The organism is Hydrogenophaga sedimenti (genome assembly GCF_051857515.1).
In the GTDB taxonomy this organism is placed as follows: domain Bacteria; phylum Pseudomonadota; class Gammaproteobacteria; order Burkholderiales; family Burkholderiaceae_C; genus Hydrogenophaga.
Genome location: NZ_JBPZHA010000010.1, coordinates 67,824 through 90,896, shown reverse-complemented (window position 1 = coordinate 90,896; position 23,073 = coordinate 67,824). Strand labels below are relative to the sequence as shown.

21 protein-coding genes are annotated in these 23,073 nt (G+C 62.3%); all 21 read right to left on the bottom strand.

The window, feature by feature from the left end:
• Nucleotides 1-3: 3 nt before the first annotated feature.
• The 21 genes from ACS5NL_RS16610 to ACS5NL_RS16510 all read right to left on the bottom strand — a co-directional run bounded on the left by ACS5NL_RS16610 (nucleotide 4) and on the right by ACS5NL_RS16510 (nucleotide 23,072).
• The gene (locus tag ACS5NL_RS16610; RefSeq protein WP_439354985.1) at nucleotides 4-582 is read right to left on the bottom strand and encodes a 2'-5' RNA ligase family protein; all 579 of its coding nucleotides are present in this window, start codon (nucleotides 580-582) and stop codon (nucleotides 4-6) included.
• Nucleotides 583-910: 328 nt separating this feature from the next.
• Nucleotides 911-2,680 carry a hypothetical protein gene (locus ACS5NL_RS16605; protein WP_015014573.1) on the bottom strand — a complete coding sequence of 590 codons (1,770 nt, stop codon included), beginning with the start codon at nucleotides 2,678-2,680 and terminating at the stop codon, nucleotides 911-913.
• A 28-nt stretch (nucleotides 2,681-2,708) separates the two neighbouring features.
• Nucleotides 2,709-4,433 (bottom strand): hypothetical protein, encoded by a 1,725-nt coding sequence (locus ACS5NL_RS16600; RefSeq protein ID WP_015014574.1) that lies wholly within the window; start codon nucleotides 4,431-4,433, stop codon nucleotides 2,709-2,711.
• Nucleotides 4,434-4,479: 46 nt separating this feature from the next.
• Nucleotides 4,480-5,571, bottom strand: a complete 1,092-nt coding sequence (locus ACS5NL_RS16595; protein ID WP_043565461.1) for a hypothetical protein — start codon at nucleotides 5,569-5,571, stop codon at nucleotides 4,480-4,482.
• Between the two features lie 216 nt (nucleotides 5,572-5,787).
• Nucleotides 5,788-7,770 (bottom strand): DUF3732 domain-containing protein, encoded by a 1,983-nt coding sequence (locus tag ACS5NL_RS16590; RefSeq protein WP_015014576.1) that lies wholly within the window; start codon nucleotides 7,768-7,770, stop codon nucleotides 5,788-5,790.
• Nucleotides 7,770-8,264, bottom strand: a complete 495-nt coding sequence (locus ACS5NL_RS16585) for a three component ABC system middle component (protein ID WP_043565464.1) — start codon at nucleotides 8,262-8,264, stop codon at nucleotides 7,770-7,772. The genes ACS5NL_RS16590 and ACS5NL_RS16585 overlap by 1 nt, the downstream gene beginning before the upstream one ends.
• Nucleotides 8,265-8,266: 2 nt before the next feature.
• Nucleotides 8,267-9,373, bottom strand: coding sequence for an ABC-three component system protein (locus ACS5NL_RS16580; protein WP_439354984.1), 1,107 nt, complete (start codon nucleotides 9,371-9,373; stop codon nucleotides 8,267-8,269).
• A 360-nt stretch (nucleotides 9,374-9,733) separates the two neighbouring features.
• A complete protein-coding gene (locus ACS5NL_RS16575; protein ID WP_015014579.1) occupies nucleotides 9,734-10,012 on the bottom strand; it encodes a DUF2274 domain-containing protein in 279 nt (92 codons plus the stop codon).
• Nucleotides 10,009-11,271 (bottom strand): TraB/TrbI/VirB10 family type IV secretion system protein, encoded by a 1,263-nt coding sequence (locus ACS5NL_RS16570; protein WP_015014580.1) that lies wholly within the window; start codon nucleotides 11,269-11,271, stop codon nucleotides 10,009-10,011. The genes ACS5NL_RS16575 and ACS5NL_RS16570 overlap by 4 nt, the downstream gene beginning before the upstream one ends.
• 2 nt (nucleotides 11,272-11,273) lie before the next feature.
• The gene (gene trbG, locus ACS5NL_RS16565; protein WP_015014581.1) at nucleotides 11,274-12,266 is read right to left on the bottom strand and encodes a P-type conjugative transfer protein TrbG; all 993 of its coding nucleotides are present in this window, start codon (nucleotides 12,264-12,266) and stop codon (nucleotides 11,274-11,276) included.
• Entirely contained in the window at nucleotides 12,263-12,967 is a 705-nt protein-coding gene (trbF, locus tag ACS5NL_RS16560; RefSeq protein WP_015014582.1) for a conjugal transfer protein TrbF, read from the bottom strand. Before trbF ends, trbG begins: the two co-directional genes overlap by 4 nt.
• A gap of 18 nt (nucleotides 12,968-12,985) precedes the next feature.
• Nucleotides 12,986-14,329 (bottom strand): P-type conjugative transfer protein TrbL, encoded by a 1,344-nt coding sequence (gene trbL / locus ACS5NL_RS16555; protein WP_015014583.1) that lies wholly within the window; start codon nucleotides 14,327-14,329, stop codon nucleotides 12,986-12,988.
• Nucleotides 14,330-14,341: 12 nt separating this feature from the next.
• The gene (gene trbJ / locus ACS5NL_RS16550; protein WP_015014584.1) at nucleotides 14,342-15,070 is read right to left on the bottom strand and encodes a P-type conjugative transfer protein TrbJ; all 729 of its coding nucleotides are present in this window, start codon (nucleotides 15,068-15,070) and stop codon (nucleotides 14,342-14,344) included.
• Nucleotides 15,067-17,505, bottom strand: a complete 2,439-nt coding sequence (trbE, locus tag ACS5NL_RS16545) for a conjugal transfer protein TrbE (RefSeq protein ID WP_015014585.1) — start codon at nucleotides 17,503-17,505, stop codon at nucleotides 15,067-15,069. Before trbE ends, trbJ begins: the two co-directional genes overlap by 4 nt.
• A 10-nt stretch (nucleotides 17,506-17,515) precedes the next feature.
• A complete protein-coding gene (locus ACS5NL_RS16540; protein WP_015014586.1) occupies nucleotides 17,516-17,812 on the bottom strand; it encodes a VirB3 family type IV secretion system protein in 297 nt (98 codons plus the stop codon).
• Complete coding sequence (locus ACS5NL_RS16535; protein WP_043565466.1) at nucleotides 17,809-18,192, bottom strand: TrbC/VirB2 family type IV secretion system protein; 384 nt, start codon at nucleotides 18,190-18,192, stop codon at nucleotides 17,809-17,811. Before ACS5NL_RS16535 ends, ACS5NL_RS16540 begins: the two co-directional genes overlap by 4 nt.
• A complete protein-coding gene (gene trbB / locus ACS5NL_RS16530) occupies nucleotides 18,189-19,226 on the bottom strand; it encodes a P-type conjugative transfer ATPase TrbB (protein ID WP_439354983.1) in 1,038 nt (345 codons plus the stop codon). Before trbB ends, ACS5NL_RS16535 begins: the two co-directional genes overlap by 4 nt.
• On the bottom strand, nucleotides 19,223-19,687 hold the full coding sequence (locus ACS5NL_RS16525; RefSeq protein WP_015014589.1) for a ribbon-helix-helix protein, CopG family: 465 nt from the start codon (nucleotides 19,685-19,687) through the stop codon (nucleotides 19,223-19,225). The genes trbB and ACS5NL_RS16525 overlap by 4 nt, the downstream gene beginning before the upstream one ends.
• Nucleotides 19,684-21,684 (bottom strand): conjugal transfer protein TraG, encoded by a 2,001-nt coding sequence (locus ACS5NL_RS16520; protein WP_015014590.1) that lies wholly within the window; start codon nucleotides 21,682-21,684, stop codon nucleotides 19,684-19,686. The genes ACS5NL_RS16525 and ACS5NL_RS16520 overlap by 4 nt, the downstream gene beginning before the upstream one ends.
• Before the next feature lie 217 nt (nucleotides 21,685-21,901).
• Nucleotides 21,902-22,132 carry an EexN family lipoprotein gene (locus tag ACS5NL_RS16515; RefSeq protein ID WP_015014591.1) on the bottom strand — a complete coding sequence of 77 codons (231 nt, stop codon included), beginning with the start codon at nucleotides 22,130-22,132 and terminating at the stop codon, nucleotides 21,902-21,904.
• 25 nt (nucleotides 22,133-22,157) lie between these two features.
• Entirely contained in the window at nucleotides 22,158-23,072 is a 915-nt protein-coding gene (locus tag ACS5NL_RS16510) for a LysR family transcriptional regulator (protein ID WP_015014592.1), read from the bottom strand.
• Nucleotide 23,073 lies beyond the last annotated feature (1 nt).

The following is a 23,073-nucleotide window of genomic DNA, read 5'->3' as shown; positions in this document are numbered from 1 at the left end:
CCTTCAGTCGAACAGCGACGGCTGCCGGTTCCGCAGTGGCCAGCGCCCCAGTACCTCGTGGTATCCCTTGCCGTAGTGGCTGTCGACCAGGAGAAATTCGACCACCTCCCACACCAGCGGCTCGATGCGTCGGGCGCTGACCGGTTTGTGTTGGTAGTCCACGGTGATGTGCGGGGTGAAGCCGGGCCGTATCCATTCGGCGGGCCAGCCGACCTTGAGCAAGGCGGCGACCAGTTGCCGGCGCAGAAGGACCAGGGGCCGCACCCCGGCGCCATGTCCCGCCAGTTCGACCGTGCCGACTTCGCGCTGTGGACCGCGGGATTGCAGCGTATCGAAACAGACCGGGAACGGTGCTTCCTCCAGCAGCGCTCCGGCGCTTCGCGCAAGCCGCAGAACCTCGGGAGGAATCCGATGTTGGTACGACCCCAGCGGCACGAGCGTGGCGTGCAGCCTGTCCAGGGCCATGGGTTTCGACGGGCCGTGGTACGAAGTATTGAGCTGCCGCTGAAGGCGCCCGACCACCTGGGCGACCGCCGGCGGCAGGTGCAGCATCAGATAGAAATCATGACGTTGGGGATCCATGCAACACCTCCTCGGGCTGCGTTTGCGGATTCCCATTCTGCACAGATACTGTTTATTTGAACAGTACCGGCGCGACCGGCGGCGGTGTCTCAGGCGCCGCGCCGGCTCACTCCCACTCCATCATCAACAAGACGCCCAAACCCGCGTGGTTAAAGGGATTGACTGTGATCAACATGGGGCCTTACCGTCACTCTTACCGTCAACACCGCACATCTTTTGCTGACGCGGGAAATGGAGCGATTCGCGGGGAAGCAACTCTTGCGACACCATCGTCAATCAGGACATAGGATACACAAAACGCAGTGTCCTTTGCCAGCTGATTGGCTGTCTACGGCAGCTTCAACAGCTTACCGAGTGCTACGGCCACTGTCTCCAGAGCATTGATGACGCCGTCCATGACGAAATCGAGGGCCCGACCGTAGCCTGCGTTGACGTTCGCTGTGTCGAAACCAAGGCGCTGCAGGGTCGCGAGGCACTGCTCCACGGTTTCGTGAGCGTCGGCGATTCGAAGGTCGTTGTTGAGGAACAGGGGCGCCATGGCTTCACTGCGGTCGCGCCAACCTTCCGGCTCTGTCGCCGAGGCAAAGGCATCGCTTGCCTCCTCGTGAGCATTCAGTCTTTCGATGACATTTAGAAGCGCCTGCAGCAGCTTGAGGCTTCCGAGATCCCTGACAGCAGTTCTCGGACATCCGGCGCCCTCCAACAATGACTTGAGGTAGCCATTTGGAACGCGTTGCCATACCTCGTGCAAACTCTTGCAGCGAGCCAAGAACATCTGTTGTGACAGGTCGAATGGTGCGACCTGGGCCAACCGACTGAGCGTCGGATAGGCCATCCAACCATTGGCCACAACCTCTGCACGATCAAAACCAGTCAGTTCTACTGCCGACTTGTTCAGCCCCACAGTCACGCCTAGTGCGGAAAGACCATCGCCCAATCGTAGAAGCACATCGAGCAGCCGCTGCACCTTGGCAACCACATGCTCTTCGTTCAGGTCTGCATAGGCAAGGTCGGCCGGATCGACTGCAAATGATCGGGCGTGAATGACCTCGCGATCCGGCTTCGGCTTGTACAGCTCACGCATTGGCACTTGGATCAAATTTCTTCCGACCCGACGGCATTCGGTGAAACTCCACTGCCCTCTATATGACGGACTGCAGTACCACTGTCCCCCAATACGAGTCGGAGTCGTGTCGTAGAAAGTGCTCTGTTCGTACTTCTGGAGGAATCGATCATGGAGGTAGACCGGATCCACCCCCAGCAGGGCATTCGCACGCGCGTGAGTCATGGCCTGCGCGTCACCAGGCCACAGAATGCCCTCAGCAGTCTGCTCTTGACATAGTTCCGGCATCACCGCTTCGACGGAAGCCCAGAGCTGGACCAGAAGCCCACCTTCGTGCTCGCGGATATCCAAGTCATACCAAGCAATCCCGTCAGCGGGCTTGCGGCTCACATGAGTCTCCCCTCCCATGATCGCGCGTACTTCAGGTAGATCTTGCAACTGGGCTGAATAGTAGAAAGCTCGCACACCCCGCGCACCACGCAGCCAAAGGTAGCGGCGAAGGTATTCATTCGACATGTGCCAATTGACCGACCTCTTCAAGTTCCAGTGGTAGTCACTGGACACCTCGCCCTCGGCCACGCCGAACTCCGGAAGCCCCAAGTCATCGTAGACAAGGCGTTGCTGATCGTTGCCGACACAACGGGGAGTCAATCCAAGGGTCATCCAGACTTTCTCGGCTAGGTTGAAGGTGTAGAACGAGCTGTCACCCCAAGCCGCAACGATGTAGTCATAACCCGATATCGACGGAGAAAAGTCGGTCGAGCAACCACGCATGTCGCCGGTAGGAACAGAGAACTCGACCACGCCATCGCCCGCCTCAGAAAGAACTTCGATGGGGCCATCCTCCACTCCGGGAACCACTGCCATCAGCAAATGCAGATGCTCAGCTTGCCCTACATGCGCATCGGATTCCTGCATCGCGGCCACCTCCACAGCTTGGCTAGGCGACAAGCCGACAGGTTCCAGCAGGCCACGCAGCCTTGGTGGCAAGGCATGAGCCGGGATGGGAAATGCTGCTAGATAGTCAAACGGCATGATTCTTTTTGTAGGATTTTCAAAGTGATCAGGCTCTCTGCGCCTGCGCATCTTCTGCGGCAGGCAGCATGATGTCGTGCCAACGAATCGGAGAAGCGAGCAACAAATTCGTCTCGGCCTCCAACAGCCCAGGATGTCCGGGGTGGTTCTCCACAGCTAGCGCAACGACTTCGCGACATCCCTCCATGTCGCCAACGCCCCGAAGTCGCTCGGCCAACTCCAGGGCAAGCGCAGCCTCAAACAGCCGCGGGAACCTCAGACCGTTTGCGGCAGCACGCCGACGCAAGTAGTTGCTCAGTGCCGCTCGATGGGCTTCCAACGACCAAGGTACAGTTTGTCCAGAGACCGCGTGAGCAAGTAGCGCTTCCGAGGAAGGCTCTCCAAGCTCCTCTTGAATCAGCGCCTCGATTGCCGAAGACATCTCGGCCAAATCCTGTCTCGCAACATGCATATTGAACAACGCATGCAAAGCCAAGTACGGCAATCTGAGGCGTTTCTCCAGGCGCGGGACAAACTCACACGCAGCGCGCAGCACAGGCCTCAAATCAGTCACGACAGCATCGGGCTCCTTCAGAAGACAAGATGCAAGTTGCTGCAGAAAACCCTCCAGCTTGTCACGTCCTGCTTTCGTGATGTCACCTTCGGCACGACCGACCCAGAACTGAGGTGCCATGCGCACTTGAACAACGCCGCTTCGTTCCATGTGATAGTTATACGGCTCACGCTCCACTGAAGGCTGGCGCAGAACAAACTCAATGATGACACTACGCATCAAACGCGAAAGTCCCTGCAGGGTCAGATGCGTGGTTCGACCTTCGATTGCGATCTCGCCATGACCATGTCCCAGGGTCACGGCATCCGGTAGCCGCCGGAGCTGATGTACGTACTTGGATCGCGATTGATAGGCCGTACCGAGCGCCTCCACAAGGTCCGACCTACCCAGCAGAAGGCCATTCCCAGCACTGAAAGTCTGACGAAAATACGCGGGCGTGATATTGGCAACTGCGAACTCTCTGAAGCGCCGAGCCAGTGCGACATGCTCTACTCTTAGTAGGGCTTCCCTGACACGTTGAGCAATCGTTTCCTCTGCCCCAGAAAGCGCCTCATCGACCGCCTTACGCTTTCGCTCATCAAACGAATCCCAGTCGCTTTCATGACCGTCGAAGTCCTGGGCCAGTGACTCTACGGACGCAACGAGTAAGGTGTAGGCCAGTTCCAAATCATCAGCAATGCGATGCATTCCGTTGACGTACGTCCGAAGCGCGCGCATGACCCCTAAAAAGGTATGTCGAGGGAGGCCAATGAGCTTCCCAAGAAATTCTGCCAGAAAGGTCAGTTCATCCGGCTTGCACCAGATCTCCCCATCGAAGAATCGGTGGACCAGCGTTTGAGGAGCGACCCTTGTAGCCAATCCACGCTGCCCCGTCGTCAGCCTCCGGGCCAGATCAACGTCGGGCGTACAAACACAATTCAACGCAAATGAAACTGCCACAGAATAGTCTTGAAGATAGGGTTCGACGCCCGAGGAGACGAGCACTCCCGGCCCCTGCTCTTCTGCTTCCATGCGCTCAGTGAGCTCATAGACCAAGACCGTTGGACGTATCGAATAGCTCGATGACGCAGACAGTCGCCCTGCGACTGTTTCGACAGCCTCCTCTCTAGCGAGGATGGCATTCGTATAAAGCATGCCTCGCAGGAGGTTTTCCCTACCGACGGGTCTAGCAAACAGTTTTCCAGTGGAAATTTGCAGCACGCTTCCTCCAATTCAATTTCAGCACACTCGCGTCGAACAACCGCCCCTACTCGGACAGGAATGCGAGGAAGTCGCTGCGGCGCGCAAAGACCGGCTGAAACACCTGGTCCTCGGCTTTTGCCCTGCCATTCCAGAGCAACAACCCCTGGGCAACCAACTGCGCGAGGTAGCCATGAAGTGCAGCCCGCGTCTGGTTAAAACCATTCCGAGTCCGCTCATCAGGCTTGGACCACACGCAGTCAGGCAGTGCGATTTCAGCCCAGGCCGCAACCACATCCGAACCGAAAGCCTTGTCACCAAGGCCGAAGGCAGCGAACACGGGCAGTTGCCACGCGTAGGGATGATGCTGCATGCCAAGCTGTACCCGCTGAGCGAAGAATACGGGAAGGTCCTCCGGCTGCAGTTCCATCGCAGCGCAGGCTACAGCGAAGCGATCGGTAAGTTCCAACGCGCCAAGCGCCTCCGCTCGTTCCCTCTTGGAACTCCAGGCCAACTTGATCCTTGCGAGTTCGCCTTTTGCCCACACCAAACGCTTTTGTGCCTGCCGTAGCTTGGCTGCCGCGACCGGCTTATACGGCATAGCCCGAGTGAAGAAGCCGATGTCGACCCTCCACTCCTTCAGTTCCCAGGATAGCCGGTTCCTGAAGCGTGTTTCAGCTTGGCGATGCTCCATCCAAGACACCCATTTCCAGCGGTGACGCTCTTTCAAAGCTTGATCGAGCTCAGACTCCGTAATGCCTGCCGCCGGTAGGTCCGACACGTCAAACTCGATGGCATCTTTGAACAGAGAGCGCAGACGTTCGCCCTTAGCAGCATCGACGGCGTGGGTCTTGCGAACTTCGAGAGCGAGATCCCACCGACCTGGAATCGTGAACACTACGTCCGGTTGCAAATCACCTACGGGGTGCTCTGACTTGCCTTCGCTGAACTCGTACACCCGGTCTTGGATCTCCACGAACTCCGTTCTGCGAGTGCCCCACACGTCTGCAACGACCTCGACCGCTCCTCCCGGCAGCCAGAGCTGGCGGCGCTCAGCCAGACGATCGCGTACAAAAGCATGCAGGAGTGTCATCGGCTGCGGGTTGCAGTTTCCGTCATCTACATCGTGCTGGAAGTGCCAGGCCTTTGACTCGCCCATGTGGGCTTGGAGTGCCCGGCCGCATCCGTGGCAGACACAGCCGCACAGCCTGCCGCGATGGATGGCCGGATCCAAGTCCCGGATATGGGTCCATTGGCCGTTACGGCGGCCGTATACGAACTGCGCAGGCATCTATGTACCCTGCCTCAGAAGGGCAGCGCGTCGCCAACACAGGCTGGGCAAATAAAACTCATGATTAAGGGCGCAGGACGTGCGCTAAGCCTCATCAATCCACTCCATTGGAACTAGCTTGGTTCCGCCACGCCATTCCGGCAAGCCGACGACTTCGTCGATGCCCCCCCACACTTCGCTTGATGCGTGGTCCAGAACGATGAGTTGGAGCCTCCCCTTTTCACTACGCACGACGCTACCCATCACTTCGAACGCCTTGCGAACGGCATCCACGTCTTCGTCGCGCACCTTGGGGTCTTCTTCCACCTCAACGTCCTTGGAGACCACGTGCTTGGGAAAGTAGACTTGGCTCGGTTGGTCAAGTACGAGAAACGCGGGGACAGGACTGTTCTTTTGACTCAGATAGAACTGATGAAGAGAAAGCAGCACGGCTAGGTGATAGGAGAGCCAGTTCGACCCACTTCCGATCTCCGACAAATAGTCATCCCGCTCAGACCCAAGTACCTTAATGGTCAGGTCGTTGGTCTCCAGCGAGATGGGATCGTTCGGATTCTCGATATCGAGATGCGGCAGGAGCTTTCCGGCATTGGTGTTGACAGTCCGCAGAGCTCGGCGCTTCCGAGCTTCGACATCCTGTCCGCGCAGTTCTCCTTCCAGCGCCAATACCGTTTCCTTGAGCGTTCGAACCTCTTCGACGAGCTCGCTGTCGCTGCCCAATTTTCGATGGAGGCCCAGTGACGACTCGAGATTTCCTATGAAACGCTCCGTACGCTTCGCGGAAAATTGCTGTTCACTAGCTTCCTTCGATCTGCCCGTCAGCGCTCGCTTGCGAATCTGAACTGCGCGCAGACGTTCGGTCGCATTCCCAACATCTGTTGTGACTCGCTGCAACTCTCGATCGAACGCTGCTGGCACTTCTCTGTCTTTGTCTGCGCCCGCTGCCGTCTCCACCTCTTCCAGACGCTGGGCTAGAACCTGCAGTTTTCGTTTGGCCGAATCCGTGTGGCTGCCGCACATGGGGCAATCCGACTCATCGCTTGCATGCGAGACCAGCCAACTCGACAGCTGCAACCGACCTCGTTGCACCGAGAGCGCAGCTTCGTACTGCTCGACGCCGACACGCATCCTGTTCATTTCTTCCAATCGATGGCGCAAGGTGGTGAGTTCGCGGGAAACTTCACGCTCTTCGCCCTCCAGGCTGTTCAGCTCGCGCAACGCTTCCGAAATTGTTGTGGTGCTGACCGCCAAAGTTAGGTCGGTTCTTGTGATGACTTCCTCAAGCAACTCGATCATTTGCTCCCGAGAAATGTCCTCCTCCAGCTTCGGAATCAGCCCAAGTTCTTGAGCCTCGCTGAATTTGGACCTCAAGTCGGCAAGCCACCGCGCCGAGACTTCCTGCGCGTCCTTAAGCTCCTTCTCTTTCCGACGCAAGATTTGCCGAGTGCGGTTCAACTCGAACTGCTTCGCCATCAATGTCGGAGTGACCGCACCGAGCACGTAGGGGAAAATTTTTCTCAGCTTTTCCCGGTGCTCGTAAGTGTTGGTCTTGAAGAACAGGACGTCTGGATTGGCGACCACGTTCTGGGGTTGGAACGTGAAAGCAGCCAAATCACGGAAAGCTGGGCGCCCGTCGAACCCTGAAGCCTCCTCCCCGCCTGAAAAGTCCAGATTGGAGAGGTTGGCTAGATCATCGAGCAATCTCTTGACTGCAGTAGCGTTGGTATTCTTGGTGAGGCGATTGGGGATCTTGGATATCTTCTCGGCTTCCAACAGAAACATTTCGTCGGTGCTGCGCTGAGCCCCCGGTTCCTTTCGAGCCAATAGCTTTTCACCTTGAGCCGTCGCTACAACGACGCCAAACCACTCGCAGTATTTGCGGATTGTGTTCACAGGAATCGAGCACGTGCTGGAACCGAGGCAGTAATCGATGATAGGAATGACTGCTGATTTTCCAGTCCGTGAGGCGCCACTGATGACATTGACTTTCCCAAGCTCAAACTTCAACGTCCGCGGTTCAAATTTCCCATTGCGCGGCCAGAGCACGATCCCTCGAATCTGAAAAAACATTAGAGCTTCACTTTCAGCGTTGTCACGATCTCGTGCACTGTGAGTTCACCGAACCAGGCGCCGAGTTTTTCCGCCAGGTCCATGAGGTGCTTTACCTCGTCTGACAACCCTCTCGCCTTGGTTTTCGACAGCGGAATGGCCTCGCCGTTGTCGGCGAGTTTGAGCAGGCTTCCCGCGACGGCGAGCTCGATGGATTGCAGGCTGAGCTTGCGCCATCGAACTGAGCGGTCATGGATCTGAATCAGCAGATCCTGTTTGGACACTGACGAATCTCCGAACTTTGCGGCGAACGCCCGCAAGCCCGAACTCTTGTAAGTGCGCTTCACAAATTCCGAGGTCGCCTGATGCAGAATGATAGGCAGCACAAGAAAGAGAAGCGGCAACGGCGGCGGGGCGTTGACGCGATGAGCCTCGACGTATCCACAACAAAATCGCCATACGAGCGCAGCACCCAACGCAGGGTTTTGGACGTTTTGGGCCTCTCTTGCCAGCATCGTCACGCCACCTTCTTGAGCTTCAGGTGTGCTTCATAGTTCGGGTGCCAGCCTACGAGCAAGTCGTCGGCCAGCATATGGAAGCAACCGGGGATGAAATGGCTCGGGGGCGACATCGCCTGAACTGGCGCAGTGAACTGCATGCAGTCAAAGTACAGTGCCTGCCCTTGATGCTGCTCGGATCTGCTACCGTGATTCAATCCACAGGTTCGCTGCTTGTTCTTCCACGCTCGCTTCAGGACACCGTCCAGGTCGTCAAAGGAGGTCTCGTCAACTTCGCCCCGGGCAGCCCAATCAGTCCGGTCGAACGAGGCCATGAAGTAGTCGCTCGCAGCCCCGAGCATCTCTTCGAATGACAACCCAATGATGTCCAGTTGCCGGATGAAATTGTCGGGGAGATATCCCCGCGACACCGCCTCCGACGGAGCCGGAGCACGACTCGAAAGCACTGTCTGACGGTCAATCTTTTGGACGTAGGACGTGTACCAGCCATGGAAGTCATCGCGCGCGATGACAGCCGGTTTTCCGACCTCAAGCAATAGATCGATGTGACGCTTTACCACTCCGCAGAGGTGATTGGTGATGTCCTGGACCTTAGAGGGTGAAACGGGGTGGCTTCGGACGAGCGCTTCCAGATCAGCCTGGGGACTGCCACTGCCCAGGGTCAGTCGGAAATTGCAGATGAGTCGTTCCAAAAGACTTTGATCGGCAGTGAATACCTTCTCGACGTACGAAGAAATCTCCGCAGCGACTCCCGGCTTCAGGTCAAACTCCGGAGGGCACCCCCACAGCTCAGTCCGTGCCTGTGCAATGGCCGCTCGGGCGCTTTCCAGCGTATTCGCTCGGGCGAAACCCCCAACGATCGTTCCTTCGACCGGACGAGAAACGTAGAGTTCGAAAATCGCTTTTTCTACTTCGAACCCTGGGGTCGCCGCAAGCTCGACCCAATTGGAAAGAGTTTTCCATAGCGACTTTGCGCGGTCCGCGACAGGATTGGCCGTAAGCGCGCTCTTGCTTTGGACCAGCTTGACGGCACCAGCACCGTCATCCTGCGCTACATCGTCAAGAAGTTCGAGGCTGCAAACGCTCCCCTCCGGTGCTTGAAGCAACAGATGAGTGAGCCGCGTAAATTGAAGGCTGTACCCTAATGCCTGCCCCGGAACCTCGGTCTTCCGCTTAGTCCGGGATGGGCCTTTCGCTTTTGATGACGCCATTCGGTTCCCCCGATAGAAATCCCCCCAACCAATCCTGTTACATCTTACAAGAAGCAAGTGGTTATCTACCTGGTACCCGAGGCTGGGGCAACCGTGCCAGAAAGCCTTTTTCAAAAGCTGCAGATCGTGGTATGTAGCCCTGCCCTTGCATATCAACGCATGGGGCTGCCAGGTTCAAGTAGCCCCATAGGACAAGCGTTGATGGGCATGTAGTTCAACTTATCCGCGGCATCGATAGAAAGTTAGCGGGTGAAGTCATTCCGGCACACCACCAGCACTGAGCGACGATTTGGCATAGGCGACGGAAGCTTTTCGCCTGACGTTCGCTCGCCGGAATCCTCGATCTCCGGCCACGAACGCCTCCAGCATGTGTGGGATCAGCGTGACCGCATCGACCGCTTCGCCGTAGGTCTGCGCGTGCAGTGCGGCGTAGCGATCGAGTTCAGCCTTCAGGCTGGTCGGACAAGAGAACGTGAGCTTCGTGCTCTCGGTTTTGGGCAGCGGCCCAAGACGCAGCTTCTTGGAGGTGTTCATCTCGCGGTTCCCCGGTTGAAGAACAGAGGCTGGTACGGCCGCAACACCAGGTCGCGGTTGACGATGATCCGCACCGGCAGGCCCGGCCGCTCTGTCAACGTCGGCTGAATGCTCATGTTGCGCCGGGTCATCTCCTGGCCCACCTGATTGATGCTGTCCTGCGCGCTGTCACGCCCAGCGATCACGATGCGATTGCCGTTCTGCCGGTTCTCCGGCTCGGCTAGCTCTGCGCCCACGCCCAGCAGTGTCGTCAGCGCCGCACCGGCAAAGACGCGATCCCAGTGCCAATCGACGCCATCCTCCAGGCCGGAGTAGCCGGCCGGGTCAGTGCCCGCGGGGTTGTCGAGCTTCAGCGAAGACGTGTCCGGCAGGATGATGCGGCTCCACACCACCTGCACGCGGCTCTGCCCGTAGCTCACCTGGCTGTTGTACTTGCCCAGGAGGCGCGAGCCCTGCGGGATCAGCAGGAACTTCCCCGTCGCCGTGTCATACACCGGCTCTGTCACCGTGCCAATCACGTCGCCTGGCAGGTCAGATTTGATGCCCGTCACCAGCGCCCCAGCGATCACCGTCCCGGCCATCACCTGGTACGGCGAGGACGGCATTTGCAGATTGCCGGAATTGCGGGTTTCTGTAGAACCGCCTTTCAGGAAAGCCTCTTTCTGGTCTTGCCGGTTCTGCACGGCGGTGGGGTCGGATGGCTGGGCCGCCGTCGAGGCCGGGCCAGCGGCCAGCGGGTCGAAGCCCGCCAAAGCCGATGCCGGGCCAGCCGCTTGCGCAGTCGCTGGCGCTGCGGTCTTGCCGGGAGTGCCCGAACGGAAGAACACCGAGGAACCCGCGGCTGCTTCGGCTTCCTTGCGCCGAGCATCGTCTGGGTCGTGGCCTGGCGGCGCATACGTCGGCGTCACCGGCTGCTGTGCCTTCACGATGGCCGGGCCCAGGTCGCCCGGCAGCGGCGGCCCCAGCTCGGGCACCTTTCGCGGCAGCTTGGAGTAATCCGAAGGCAGGCCATCCAGCCCTTCGGACTTCGAGACGCGATCGACGTTGTAAAGCTCGGTCTGCTCGCCCGCGCCGCGCCGATACGGCTGCAATGACCAGATCGTGGCCCCGAGCACGGCGACCGACAGGCCGCCGATGAGCATGGCCAAGGTGCGCCGATTCAGGCGCGTGACGGCGCGCGGCTGGGCGCGCAACGCCACCGCCTCGGGCGCAACCTTGCCCGCCTGCGCCGCAAGATCAGGGGAATCGTCCTGGCTCATGGTCAGTTCCTCCGCGTGCCGTCCGTGCGCTCGATCCGCACCACGTCGCCCTTGTCTCCGCCCAGACGCAGCTCGGCCGCGCCGAACAGGCGATCCACGATGTAGTACGGCGAGCGGAAGCGGTAGTTCACCAGTTGCCCGTCGCCCTGCGCGCCGACCACGAACAGCGGCGGCAGCTCGCCCTGGGCGATGCCCGGCGGAAACTGGATGTAGACCTTCTCCCCGTCATCGAAGGCGCGCAGCGGCTTCCACGGCGGATTGCTGCCGCTGACCGCATACCGGAAACGGATCTTCTCCAGCGACAAGCCGACATCGACCGGCGCGGCGGCGCTGGCCGCTTGCGCCTGGCGCTGCAGGGCCAGCATCTTGTCCTTCGGATACTCCCAGGACACCGAGGCCATCCACGTCTTCTCGGTCGAGGTCAGCTCCAGCAGGTAGGTGCGTCGGCTGGTGGTGACAACCAGATTGGTCTTGAGGCCCGAGCGGATCGGCTTGACCATCACATTGACGCGCAGCGCATCGCCGCTGCCGCTGGACGTGTCCCCGACGATCCAGCGCACCGTATCGCCCGCCGCCACCGTCACCAGTTCCTCGCCCGGTTGGAGCGCGATCACGGTCACGCGGCCCACGGCCGCATAGACCTGATACAGCGCGCCATCCGTGAAGGGCCACACCTGGATCGCATTGACGTAGCCCTCGCGTGTCGGCGCAATGCGCGCCTCGGCGTTGGCGCGGGACACGCGCACGGTTTCATCGGCGGGCTCTGCGGCGGGCTTGGCATCCGGCACAGGTTTCATCTGCGCCGGCATCGGCAGCACCTGCGGCACGGCCACCACTTCGACCGGTGCAGGTGGCTCCGGCAGCGGCTGGGCCTGCACCGGTTCATCGAGCGAAATGGACGGCGGCGGCTTGCCCTGCGTAGCGCAGCCAGAGAACAGCACGGTCGAAGCCAGCAGCATCACCGGCAAGACGGATTTACGGAAAAGATCATTCATGGCTTTGCTCCTTCGTTTCCTTCCAGTTCGCGGCTCCACGACAGCCCGTTGACGTAGATGCCCAGGGGGTTCTTGCGCACGCGCTGCTCGGTGCGCGGCGTCTGCTGCACGATGGACACCACGGCGTTCCAGCGTTCAGTGCGATCCAGCGCACCGTTCACAAAGCGCGTCTCCGTCCAGCGCACGTTGAAAGACGTGTCGCTGGCGCGGGTCACGCTGGTGATCTGCACCGTCACCGACTCCTTGCCGATGCGCGCGAACGGGTCATTGGTGCGGGCGTACTCGTTGAGCACCACGGCGCCCTTGTCGGTCGTGTAGTCGTAGGCATCGAGCCAGTTCTGCCGCACCACGATCGGGTCGATGGACAGCGAGCGCACCAGGCCGATGAAGCGGCCCAGGTGGTAGGCCATCTGCGCATCGCTGGGCCGGTACGGCGTGGCGGCTTCGCCGACAGCGCGCACCTGGCCCGCGTTGTCCACCTCAATGACGTAAGGGGTGACGATGGATTGCGCGGAGCGCCAGACAAGCCCGCCCGCCATCAGCACGGCCAGCGTGAGGCAACCAAAGGCCATGAAGCGCCAGTTCCTCGCCTGCACGCGGGCCGAGCCGATGCGGTCGTCCCACACCTGGGCGGCGGATTGGTACGGGGTAGCAGGCTGCGGCGTGTCGGCGTAGCGCACCTGCGGTCGTTTGAATCGCATGGGAGTTCTCCTTCAAGATCAGGAATCGGAATCACGCAGGCTTGGCCCCTGGCTGGAGCTGCCGCCGTCGCCGCCGCGCAGCGTGTGGGCGGCGGTGGTTGCGGCATGGGTGAGCTGCTGCCTGCGATGCAGGCGCTTGGCCCAGGCGGGTTGTTCGGTGGATGTGGCTGTGGCGGGAGACTCGCTTACGGCCTGTGCGGCGCCGCCCCCCGACGCCGATCCGGCGTCATCGGGTCGAAAAGCCGCTGCCATGCGCTCCTTCATCGAGCGCGCTCCATTGGCCACCTTCTGCCCCGCCGCCTGCGCGCTGGTCTTGGCCACATTGCCCACGCCAGCAGCGGCGCCCTTGAGGCCGCCACCGGCCGAAGCGGAGCCCGCCTGGTACGCCGACCGGGCGCTGCTGGCGGTCGATGCCATCGAGCGGGCGGCGGCAGGTGCCATGCGTGCCCCGGCCGCCACGGCGCTGCCGACGCCCGTAGCAGCGGCACCAACCGCAACAGCGGTTCCGGCTGCGCCGATGGCAGCACCGGCCATCGCGCCTGCACCGAGCTGCGGCCCACCGGACACCAGCCCGGTCGCAATGCCCGGCCCGAAGATGCCCAGGGCCAGCAGGGACAACGAGGCCAGCATGATGACCAGCGCCCGGTCGATAGACGGCTCGGAGCCCGCCGGAATGTTGAACTCGGAGAACAACCCCGAGCCGATGCCCACGATCACGGCCAACACCAGCACCTTGATGCCCGAGGACACCACGTTGCCCAGCACCTTTTCAGCCAGGAACGCCGTCTTGTTCCACAGGGCGAACGGCACCAGCACGAAGCCCGCCAGCGTCGTCAGCTTGAACTCAATCAGCGTGACGAAGAGTTGCACCGCCAGCACGAAGAAGCTGACGATGACCACCAGCCACGCGAAGAACAGCACGACGATGGGCGCGAGGTGGATGAACACCTCGGGGAAGCCCGACAGCTCCTTGATCTGGTCGAGGATCGGGGCCGCTGCGTCGATACCGGCCTTGGCCAACCGTCCCGGCTGCAGGAAGTTGCCCATGCTCAGGGTCGAGCCGCTGGCCGTCAGGCCCAGGCCCGCGAAGGAGCGGAACACCACGCTGGCCAGCATGTTGAAGTTGCCGATGATGTAGGCGAAGGCACCGACGTACAGCACCTTGCGGATCAGTTTGGCGATCACGTCCTCGCCCTGGCCGGTGGCATGCCCCATCGCCCAGAACAGCCCGGCCAGCGTCATGTCGATGACGATCAACGTTGCGGTCAGGAACGCCACCTCGCCTTGCAGCAGGCCGAAGCCCGAGTCGATGTAGCGCGAGAAAACGTCGAGGAAGCGGTCAATGACCGAAACGTCGTTCATGGCCCGGCTCCGTCAACGGCTGTAGAAGTTCACGGGCTGCGGCGTGTACGGCGTACCGGTTCCCACGAAGCGCCGGTTTACCTCGCGGCCACGCTCCACGGCGGCGGCCTGCCGCGCGAATTCCAGCGAGGCCGCGCGGTCCTGCGTGATCTGCAGCCGCTGCGTCTGTATGGACTGCTTGGCTTGCAGGGCCAGCAACTGGTTCATGGCCTGCATCGCCTGCAAAGCGCCCACGGCCGACTGGCTCTTGCCCACCAGGTCGGCCAGCACGCCTTCGTCGTCGCTCAGGTTCTGCGAGGCCTGGGCCTGCATCTGCATGGTGGTCTGCAGGCCATTGAGCGTGTTCTTCCAGCGCTCCTGCGCGTCGCGGTACATCTGATTGCCGCTCACCGTGGCAGCGTATTGCTCCGGATACAGGCGCCGGAACTCCCGATCCAGATTCGTCACGTCATAGGCCAGGCCCCTGGCCTGAGCGATCAGCCGCTGGGTGGTCGCCAGATTGGTGCGCAACTGGCCCACCACACTGGACGGCAAGCTCGTCAGATTGCGCGCCTGGTTGATGAGCATCTGCGCCTCGTTCTGGAGCTGCTTGATCTGGTTGTTGATCTGCTCCAGCGTGCGGATCGCGGTCAGCGTGTTCTGCACGAGGTTCGTGGGGTCGATCACGACCCACTGCGCCTGCACGGCGGTAGCGGTGCAAAGCATGGCCGCGACGGCGGCGGCGACAAGACGCTTTTTCATGATGGGTTCTCCTGGAGGTGGGTGGACGGGAACGAGGACAGCAGGTCGGCGGCCCAATGCAGGCCGCGATGGCGCAGCCAGGTGGCTGCGAAGGGAGAGGCATCGGAATGCGAGGCGGCAAGCACCGCGTCGATGTCGCGCTGGTCTTGCGGCGTGGACGCACCCGCGAAGGCCAAGGTCGCGGCGCCCAGGTCGAGATCGAACAGGCGATTGCCGAGGCGCGATTGGTAGTAGTAGTCGCGCTTGGGCTGCGCGGTGGCGACGATCTCGATCTGCCGGCTGTTGAGGCCGAAGCCCTCGTAGATCGTTCGAATCTGCGGCTCGGTCGCCTGCGGGTTCGGCAGGAAGATGCGGCTCGCGCAGCTCTCGATGATGGCCGGCGCGATGCTCGAATCCTTGATGTCCGCCAGGCTCTGCGTGGCGAAGATGACGCTGACGTTCTTCTTGCGCAGGGTCTTCAACCACTGGCGGATGCGTGCCGCGAACACCGGGTCATCGAGGAACAACCACGCCTCATCGAGGATCAGCAGCGTCGGCGCACCGTCGAAGCGTTCATCGAAGCGCGCAAAGAGGTAATGGAGCACGGCCATGACAGCGGCCTTGCTGTGCATCAGTTCCTCCATCTCGAAGCACTGCACGGAACCAGCTCCCAGGCGATCCGAATCCGCATCCAGCAGCTTGCCGTGTGCGCCACCGAGCACATAGGGCGCGAGCACCTGCCGAAGTGCGTTCGATTGCAGCAGGACGGAAAGCCCCGTCATCGTGCGCTGCTCCACGGGCGCGCCGGCGAGACTGCCGAGCGCCGACCAGATGGCCACCTTCTCATCGGGGCCGACGGCCACACCCTCATGCCGCAGGCGTCCTTCGATCCATTCGGCCGCCCAGGTGCGGTAGCCCTCACGATCGATGCGGGCGAGCGGCTGGAAGGCGATGTCGCCATCCATCCCAAGGTCGTAGTGCTCGCCGCCCAGGCCCAGGATGGTGGCGCGCATCGAGCGCCCCATGTCAAAGACGAAGATGCGCGAGCCACGGTAGCGGCGGAACTGCATCGCCAGTGTGGCGAGCAGCACCGACTTGCCCATGCCGGTCGGGCCGGCTACCAAGGTGTGCCCCACGTCACCGATGTGGGTGACCAGCCGGAACGGCGTCGCGCCCTCCGTGCGGGTCACGATCAGCGGTGGGCCGTCGAGGTGGGCATTGCGCTCGGGGCCAGCCCATACGGCGGACACCGGCATGAGGTGCGCCAGGTTCAACGTGGAGACGATGGGCTGGCGGACGTTGGCGTAGGCATGGCCCGGAATGGACGACAACCACGCATCCACGGCGTTGAGCGTTTCGGGGATGGTGACGAAGCCACGCCCCTGGATGACGCGCTCCACCATGCGCAGCTTCTCGTCGGCCACGGCGGCATCCGCGTCCATGACGGTGACGGTTGCTGTCAGGTAGCCAAAGGCGACTTGATCGCTGCCCAGTTCCTGCAAGGCCGCATCGGCGTCGGCGGATTTGTTGCTGGCATCGGTATCGACCAGCGGGCTTTCCTGCTGAAAGATGGTTTCGCGCAGCAAGGCGATGACGTTCTTGCGCTTGGCGAACCACTGGCGGCGCAGGCGGGCAAGTTCTTTTTCCGCATCGGCTTTGTCAAGGCAGAGAAAGCGCGTACTCCAGCGGTACGCAAAGCCGAGGCGGTTGAGGTCGTCCAGCATCCCTGGCCAGGTGGAGGTCGGAAATCCCCGTACCGTCGCCACGCGCAGATGCTGGTCGCCCAGCATCGGTGCCAGGCCACCGATCAGCGGCGCGTCGGCCAGCAGTGCATCGAGGTGGAATGGCACCTCGGGCACGTCCACGCGGTAGCGTCGCGTTGACACGGTGGCATGCAGGTAAGTCAGCGTCTGGCTGTCGTCGAGCCAGGCGATCTCCGGCATCACGCCATCGAGCAGGTCAAAGATGCGATCCGTCTCCGCGACGAAGGCAGTCAGCCGCTCGCGCCAGTCCACGCCTTCGGTCGGACGGTTCTCGTACAGCATTCCGGCCGCACGGGCGCGGGCTTCCTCCGGCGGCAGGTACACCAGCGTCAGGTGATAGCCGCTCTCGAAGTGGTTGCCCGAGTCCTCAAAGGCGGCCCGTCGCTCCTCGTCCACCAGCCACGACAGCGGCTCGGGAAACTCCGAGTGCGGGTAGTTGGCGGCGGGCCGGCGCTCGGCCTCGATGAACAGCGCCCAGCCCGAACCCAGCCGGCGCAGCGCGTTGTTCAGCCGCGCCGACGTAGAAATCAGCTCGCCCTGCGTCGCGCTATCGAGGTCTGGCCCCCGAAAGCGCGCCGTGCGCTGGAACGAGCCATCCTTGTTCAGCACGACGCCCGGCGCGACCAGCCCGGCCCACGGCAGCCAGTCAGCGAGCAAGGCCGGGCGTTGGCGGTATTCGGCAAGGTTCAGCATGGCATTCCCCTCACACGTCCAGCAGCGGCCGGTGCTTGATGTGGCGGGCGAAGACCTGCATGAACTGCGGATCGACGCGTGCGCCCCAGACCGCCAGCGCATGGCCGACGATCCAGAGCACGATGCCCGGAATCCACATCTGCAAGCCCAGGCCCACGGCAGCGGCCAAGGTGCCGTTGGTGATGGCCACGGTGCGCGGAGCACCGCCCATCAGGATCGGCTCGGTCAGAGACCGATGCAGCGGAATCTCGAAACCAGGGGCGAAGCCGGAAGCGAACCCCTGCACGCCATCGTGGGCCGTGTTCATACGACGGCCCCACCCGAGAAGCTGAAGAACGACAGGAAGAAGCTCGAAGCCGCGAACGCGATGGACAGGCCAAAGACGATCTGGATCAGCTTGCGGAAGCCGCCCGAGGTATCGCCGAAGGCCAGCGCCAGGCCCGTGGCGATGATGATGATGACCGCGATGATCCGGGCCACCGGCCCCTGAATGGACTCCAGGATGGATTGCAGCGGGCCTTCCCAGGGCATCGAGGAACCCGCGGCCTGCGCGGTGCCCGCGAGCAGCAGCATTAGCGCCGCGAGCATCAAGCCCTGCATGGCCGGGCGAGCCAGGCTCTCCAGCTGTGCGGGCCGGCGAAGAGGATTTGCGGAAATACGGAAAGCAGGAACGATCATCTGCGTCATGGCAGTTCTCCAGGGTGGTTGAGGGACAGGGAGGAAAGGTCGGACTGCGGCAGCAGCTCGGGAAACGGCGCTTCCAGCGCATCCGCCAGTTGGTAGCCCACGCCATCGAAGCCGACGACGCGGGCGATGCTCTCGATGCGGCGCTTGCGCCCGCGCCCGGCGATGTGGATGACCACGTTGACCGCTTCCGCGATCAGCGCACGGGGCGGATTCACCGCCACTTCGAGAATCAGTTGCTCCAGGCGCAGCAATGCGCCCAGCGCGGAGCCGGCGTGGATCGTGGCAATGCCGCCCGGATGGCCGGTGCCCCACACCTTGATGAGATCCAGCGCCTCGGCGCCGCGCACCTCGCCGACGACCACGCGATCCGGGCGCAGACGCATGGACGAGCGCACCAGCTCGGTCATGGACACGACACCCTGGCGCGTGCGCAGCGGCACGTGGTCGCGGGCCGCGCATTGCAGCTCCACCGTGTCTTCGAGCACCAGCACGCGGTCGCCGGTGGCGGCGATCTCAGCCAGCAGGGCATTCGCCAAGGTGGTCTTGCCGGTACTCGTTCCACCCGCGATCAGAATGTTCTGGCGCTCGCGCACCGCACGCACCAGCAGGCCCGCCTGTGCAGCGGTCATCATTCCGTCCTCGATATAACGCGACAGCGGGATCACGCCCACGGCGCGCTTTCGCAAGGCGAAGGCCGGCCCCGGAGCAGCGGGCGGCAAGATGCCCTCGAAGCGTTCGCCCGTCTCGGGCAGCTCTGCCGTCAAGAGCGGCTGGCCGCGATGTACCTCGGCGCCGACGTGGGCCGCGACCAGCCGGATGATCCGTTCACCGTCCGCTTCGGACAGCTCCACGCCCATCGGTGCACGGCCCAATGAAAGCCGGTCGATCCACAAGGTTCGATCCGGGTTGAGCATGATTTCCACCACGTCCGGGTCTTCGAGCGCGGCGGCGATCAGCGGCCCCATCGCCGTGCGCAGCATTTGGATGCGGCGATCCAGCGACGTGGCGGTAAAGGAGGAAGCCGAGGTGCTCATAACGCGCGCTCCTGCGCTTCGGCCGGGGTTGGCGCGTCGTCCGTCCGCATCGGATCGGGATTCAGCTCGTCCACCACGTCGCGCACCAGGCTGCGCCCGCGCAGCAGGTGCCGGCCCAACTGCTCCACGAACTGCTCGAAGCGCGCCTTGCCTTGAGCGCGCGCTGCGTCCTGATGCGCCTCTGGCACGGGTGTGCTCACGGTCAGGAAGTAGCGGATGAACAAGGCCAGTGTTTCGATCTGGATGTTCTGGTCGCGCTCCAGGCGCTCGGCGTGGCGCGACAGGCGATCCAGACGCTTGGCAATCGCCGCCTCGCGCTGGTCGGCCGCGTCGGGCGACAGCCAGGATGCCAAGGCCGCCGCAACGATGCTGGACTTGGACACGCCTTTCTTGGCAGCCAGCTCATCGAGCCGCTTGGCGTGCTCGGGCTGGATGAAGAGATTCAAGCGGTGCTGGCTCATAGCTCGATTCCGTCGTCAGGGTCGAGGGATGCCAGCCGGGACGTGCGCTGCAGGGTCGGATCGAGCTGGCGCGGTAAGGGAAGCGGCATGTCGTCGTCATCGAGCAGCCCGAGGTCGGCGACAGGCACAACCAGGTCGGGGTCGTAGGCGACGGCTTCGGAGAGTTCGGGTTGGCGACGCGGGCCACCGTCGTCAGCGGCAGAGGCGAAGCCTTCAACGGCTTCGGTTGCAGGCGCCACCGGAACGGGAGGAACCGTCAGCCCGCTCCAGTCGTCGGGCCGTAAGGAAGGCACGTCGGCGTAGCGCCCCGCAATGAGCACAGGGGGCGGCAGCACGCGCCGCTGGAAGTTCGCGTCAGAGTAGTAGCGCACCTTCTTGGCCTTGATCGGCGCGACGCTGGAAACCATCACCACCGCCTCGTCGGGCGGGAGTTGCATCACTTCGCCTGGCGTCAGCAAAGGTCGGGCGGTCTCCTGTCGCGACACCATCAAGTGCCCCAGCCATGGGGCGAGCCGGTGACCCGCGTAGTTGCGCTGCGCGCGCAACTCAGTGGCAGTGCCAAGGGTTTCGGAAATCCGCTTGGCCGTGCGCTCGTCGTTGGTGGCGAACGTCACGCGCACATGGCAGTTGTCGAGGATGGAATGGTTCTGGCCATAGGCTTTGTCGATCTGATTGAGCGACTGCGCGATCAGGAAGCTACGGATGCCATAGCCCGCCATGAAGGCCAGCGCCGTCTCGAAGAAATCCAGGCGCCCCAGCGCCGGGAACTCGTCAAGCATCAGCAGCAGCTTGTGGCGGCGCTCGATGCCGTCGCTGCCATCGAGTGATTCGGTGAGGCGTCGCCCGATCTGGTTGAGGATCAGGCGAATGAGCGGTTTCGTCCGCGAAATGTCCGAAGGCGGCACCACCAGGTACAGCGACACCGGATGCTCGGCCGCGATCAGGTCGGCAATGCGCCAGTCGCAGCGCGAGGTGACTTCGGCCACCGTGGGGTCGCGGTACAGGCCGAGGAATGACATGGCGGTGCTCAACACGCCGGAACGCTCGTTGTCCGATTTGTTCAGGACTTCGCGCGCTGCCGATGCCACCACCAGATGCGGCCCACCACCGATGTGCGGCGTGGTCATCATCCGATGCAGGGTCAGCTCGAAGGGACAGGCCGGGTCGCTGAGGAAGTTGGCGACTCCGCGCAGCGTCTTGTCTTCGCCTGCGTAGAGCACGTGCAGGATGGCCCCAACCAGCAGCGCATGCGAGGTCTTCTCCCAATGGTTGCGCCGCTCCAGTGCTCCTTCGGGATCGACCAGAATGTCTGCGATGTTCTGCACGTCGCGCACTTCGTGCGCGCCGCGCCTCACCTCCAGCAGTGGGTTGTAGGCCGCCGACTTCGCATCGGTCGGGTTGAACAGCAGGCAATGCGAGAAGCGCGAGCGCCAGCCGGCGGTGATGCTCCAGTTCTCGCCCTTGATGTCGTGAATGACGGCCGATGCAGGCCAGCTCAACAAGGTGGGAACCACCAGGCCCACGCCTTTGCCCGAGCGGGTAGGCGCGAAGGTCAGAACATGCTCCGGGCCTTCATGTCGCAGGTACTGCTGGCGATGCTGGCCGAGGAACACGCCCGCAGGCTGGTCAAGCCCCGCCTTGCAAATGTCCTCCGCGTTGGCCCAGCGAGCCGACCCGTAGGTCGTGACCAGCTTGGACTGGCGCGAGCGCCAGATCGACATGCCGATGGCAACCACCACCGCGATCAGGCCGCTGCCTGCGGCAATGGCACCGCCCACGTCAAAGACATGCGGCGTGTAGGCGTCGAAGAAGAACCACCACTCGAACAGGCGCCAGGGGTGATAGACCGGCGTGCCGAAGAAATCGAACCACGGCGAGCCCAGGCGTAGCTGGTAGCCCAGGGCGGCGGCCGTCCATTGCGTAGCGCTCCATACGCCAGCGATCACGATGCCGAAGACAACGGCAATCTGACCGAACAGCACGTTCGTTCCTTGCATTGATCAACCTCCCACTACGGCACAGGAACGTGCCGTAGTGCCGAGGATCAAGGCGAGCGTGCAGGTCGGTCAAAGACCGTTGTGGCGGGGATTCAGGCCAAAAGAGCCAGACTTATTGCTGTGGCGAAGACAATAAAAATGCCGCATGCGCGAGCGCGCTGCGGCGTGATGAGGTAACAGTGAGACCTTCGTCGCCGCGCCGCGACGGAGGGGTGCCCTATTGAGGCTTCTGCTCCGGCCGATCACCGAAGAAGCGGCGATTCGCGGCCTCGGCGGCACGTCGGCAGAGTTCTTCGCCGGCCTTCGCGCGCTCTTCCTTGCACAGGCGCTGGACTTCCTTGAGACGCTCAGGATGGGCCACGAGGAAGTCCACGGTTTCCGTCGGTTGGGATGGCCCACAGGAGGCTGTCAGTGCAGCGGCCATCAGCAGCGGCAGGAATCGGGGCATGGCTTGGGTCCTTTCAGCAGGTGGATCAGGAGTCCTCGGCGGCGCTGGAGCCATCCGCCGAATCAATGGAGTCCACTCGTGCGATGAACCGAGCCAGCATTTCGGAGGGCTCCACGTCACGGTGCAGCAGATACGTGGCCAGCATCTGCGACTTGCCCGCCAAGCGCCGGGCCACAACACCTGGCCCACGGCCGGATGCAATGTGCGCGGCGCCCGCCAAACCAAGTGCCAATCCGGCGGAGACTAAGGTCATCATCACCTCATAGGACGCCACGCGCTGGGCGATCAGTGGCTGTTGCTCGTAGCGCTGCAAAACGCGATCAACTTGGCGTGCATGGCCTTCGCATATCGCCGGATCGCATAGCGCCAGCGGATAGCGCAACACTTCTTCCAACGGAACGTGCTTGTGGGCCAGCACAGGATGGCGAGCTGGGACCGCCACCATCAGCTCGTCTTCCCACGCAGGCCTGACCACAATGCCGTCGCCCACCTCTTCGGCCATCGAAAAGCCGACGTCATACAGGTCATCGTGCAGACCCTTGATCTGTTGGTCCAACGGCACCTCAAATAACCGAATGTCAATCTCTGGATCTTCCTCTCGGCTCCGTGCCAGCAGCGTCGGCATTCGCGAGGGCGTGATGCCATCGGACAAAGCGATGCGCAACTGTCCCTGAAACCCACTGGCGGCGGACTTGACGCCGTCACACGCCTGTTTCAGAGCTTCGAAGATTCGCGGCACCCGCTCCAGGAATGCCATTCCGGCAAAGGTCAGGCGGGTGCTTCGCGTGGTTCGCGTGAACAGTTGCGCCCCGAGCTCTTCCTCTATCTCCTTGATGGTGCGCGACAAAGGGGACTGATCGATGTGCAGCTTTTCCGCTGCGCGGCCAAAGTGAAGTTCTTCGGCCACCGCTATAAAGCAACGCAAATGCCGAAGCTCCATG

Bases quoted from the DNA above. Each gene is read 5' to 3' on its own strand.
- trbL (WP_015014583.1), bottom strand. From the start codon at position 14,329: ATGAACGACGTTTCGGTCATTGACCGCTTCCTCGACGTTTTCTCGCGC.
- ACS5NL_RS16585 (WP_043565464.1), bottom strand. From the start codon at position 8,264: ATGCTGGCAAGAGAGGCCCAAAACGTCCAAAACCCTGCGTTGGGTGCT.
- ACS5NL_RS16540 (WP_015014586.1), bottom strand. From the start codon at position 17,812: ATGAACACGGCCCACGATGGCGTGCAGGGGTTCGCTTCCGGCTTCGCC.
- trbE (WP_015014585.1), bottom strand. From the start codon at position 17,505: ATGCTGAACCTTGCCGAATACCGCCAACGCCCGGCCTTGCTCGCTGAC.
- trbJ (WP_015014584.1), bottom strand. From the start codon at position 15,070: ATGAAAAAGCGTCTTGTCGCCGCCGCCGTCGCGGCCATGCTTTGCACC.
- trbF (WP_015014582.1), bottom strand. From the start codon at position 12,967: ATGCGATTCAAACGACCGCAGGTGCGCTACGCCGACACGCCGCAGCCT.
- ACS5NL_RS16595 (WP_043565461.1), bottom strand. From the start codon at position 5,571: ATGGGCGAGTCAAAGGCCTGGCACTTCCAGCACGATGTAGATGACGGA.
- ACS5NL_RS16510 (WP_015014592.1), bottom strand. From the start codon at position 23,072: ATGGAGCTTCGGCATTTGCGTTGCTTTATAGCGGTGGCCGAAGAACTT.
- ACS5NL_RS16570 (WP_015014580.1), bottom strand. From the start codon at position 11,271: ATGAGCCAGGACGATTCCCCTGATCTTGCGGCGCAGGCGGGCAAGGTT.
- trbG (WP_015014581.1), bottom strand. From the start codon at position 12,266: ATGAATGATCTTTTCCGTAAATCCGTCTTGCCGGTGATGCTGCTGGCT.
- ACS5NL_RS16590 (WP_015014576.1), bottom strand. From the start codon at position 7,770: ATGTTTTTTCAGATTCGAGGGATCGTGCTCTGGCCGCGCAATGGGAAA.
- ACS5NL_RS16515 (WP_015014591.1), bottom strand. From the start codon at position 22,132: ATGCCCCGATTCCTGCCGCTGCTGATGGCCGCTGCACTGACAGCCTCC.
- ACS5NL_RS16525 (WP_015014589.1), bottom strand. From the start codon at position 19,687: ATGAGCCAGCACCGCTTGAATCTCTTCATCCAGCCCGAGCACGCCAAG.
- trbB (WP_439354983.1), bottom strand. From the start codon at position 19,226: ATGAGCACCTCGGCTTCCTCCTTTACCGCCACGTCGCTGGATCGCCGC.
- ACS5NL_RS16605 (WP_015014573.1), bottom strand. From the start codon at position 2,680: ATGCCGTTTGACTATCTAGCAGCATTTCCCATCCCGGCTCATGCCTTG.
- ACS5NL_RS16520 (WP_015014590.1), bottom strand. From the start codon at position 21,684: ATGCAAGGAACGAACGTGCTGTTCGGTCAGATTGCCGTTGTCTTCGGC.
- ACS5NL_RS16575 (WP_015014579.1), bottom strand. From the start codon at position 10,012: ATGAACACCTCCAAGAAGCTGCGTCTTGGGCCGCTGCCCAAAACCGAG.
- ACS5NL_RS16535 (WP_043565466.1), bottom strand. From the start codon at position 18,192: ATGACGCAGATGATCGTTCCTGCTTTCCGTATTTCCGCAAATCCTCTT.
- ACS5NL_RS16610 (WP_439354985.1), bottom strand. From the start codon at position 582: ATGGATCCCCAACGTCATGATTTCTATCTGATGCTGCACCTGCCGCCG.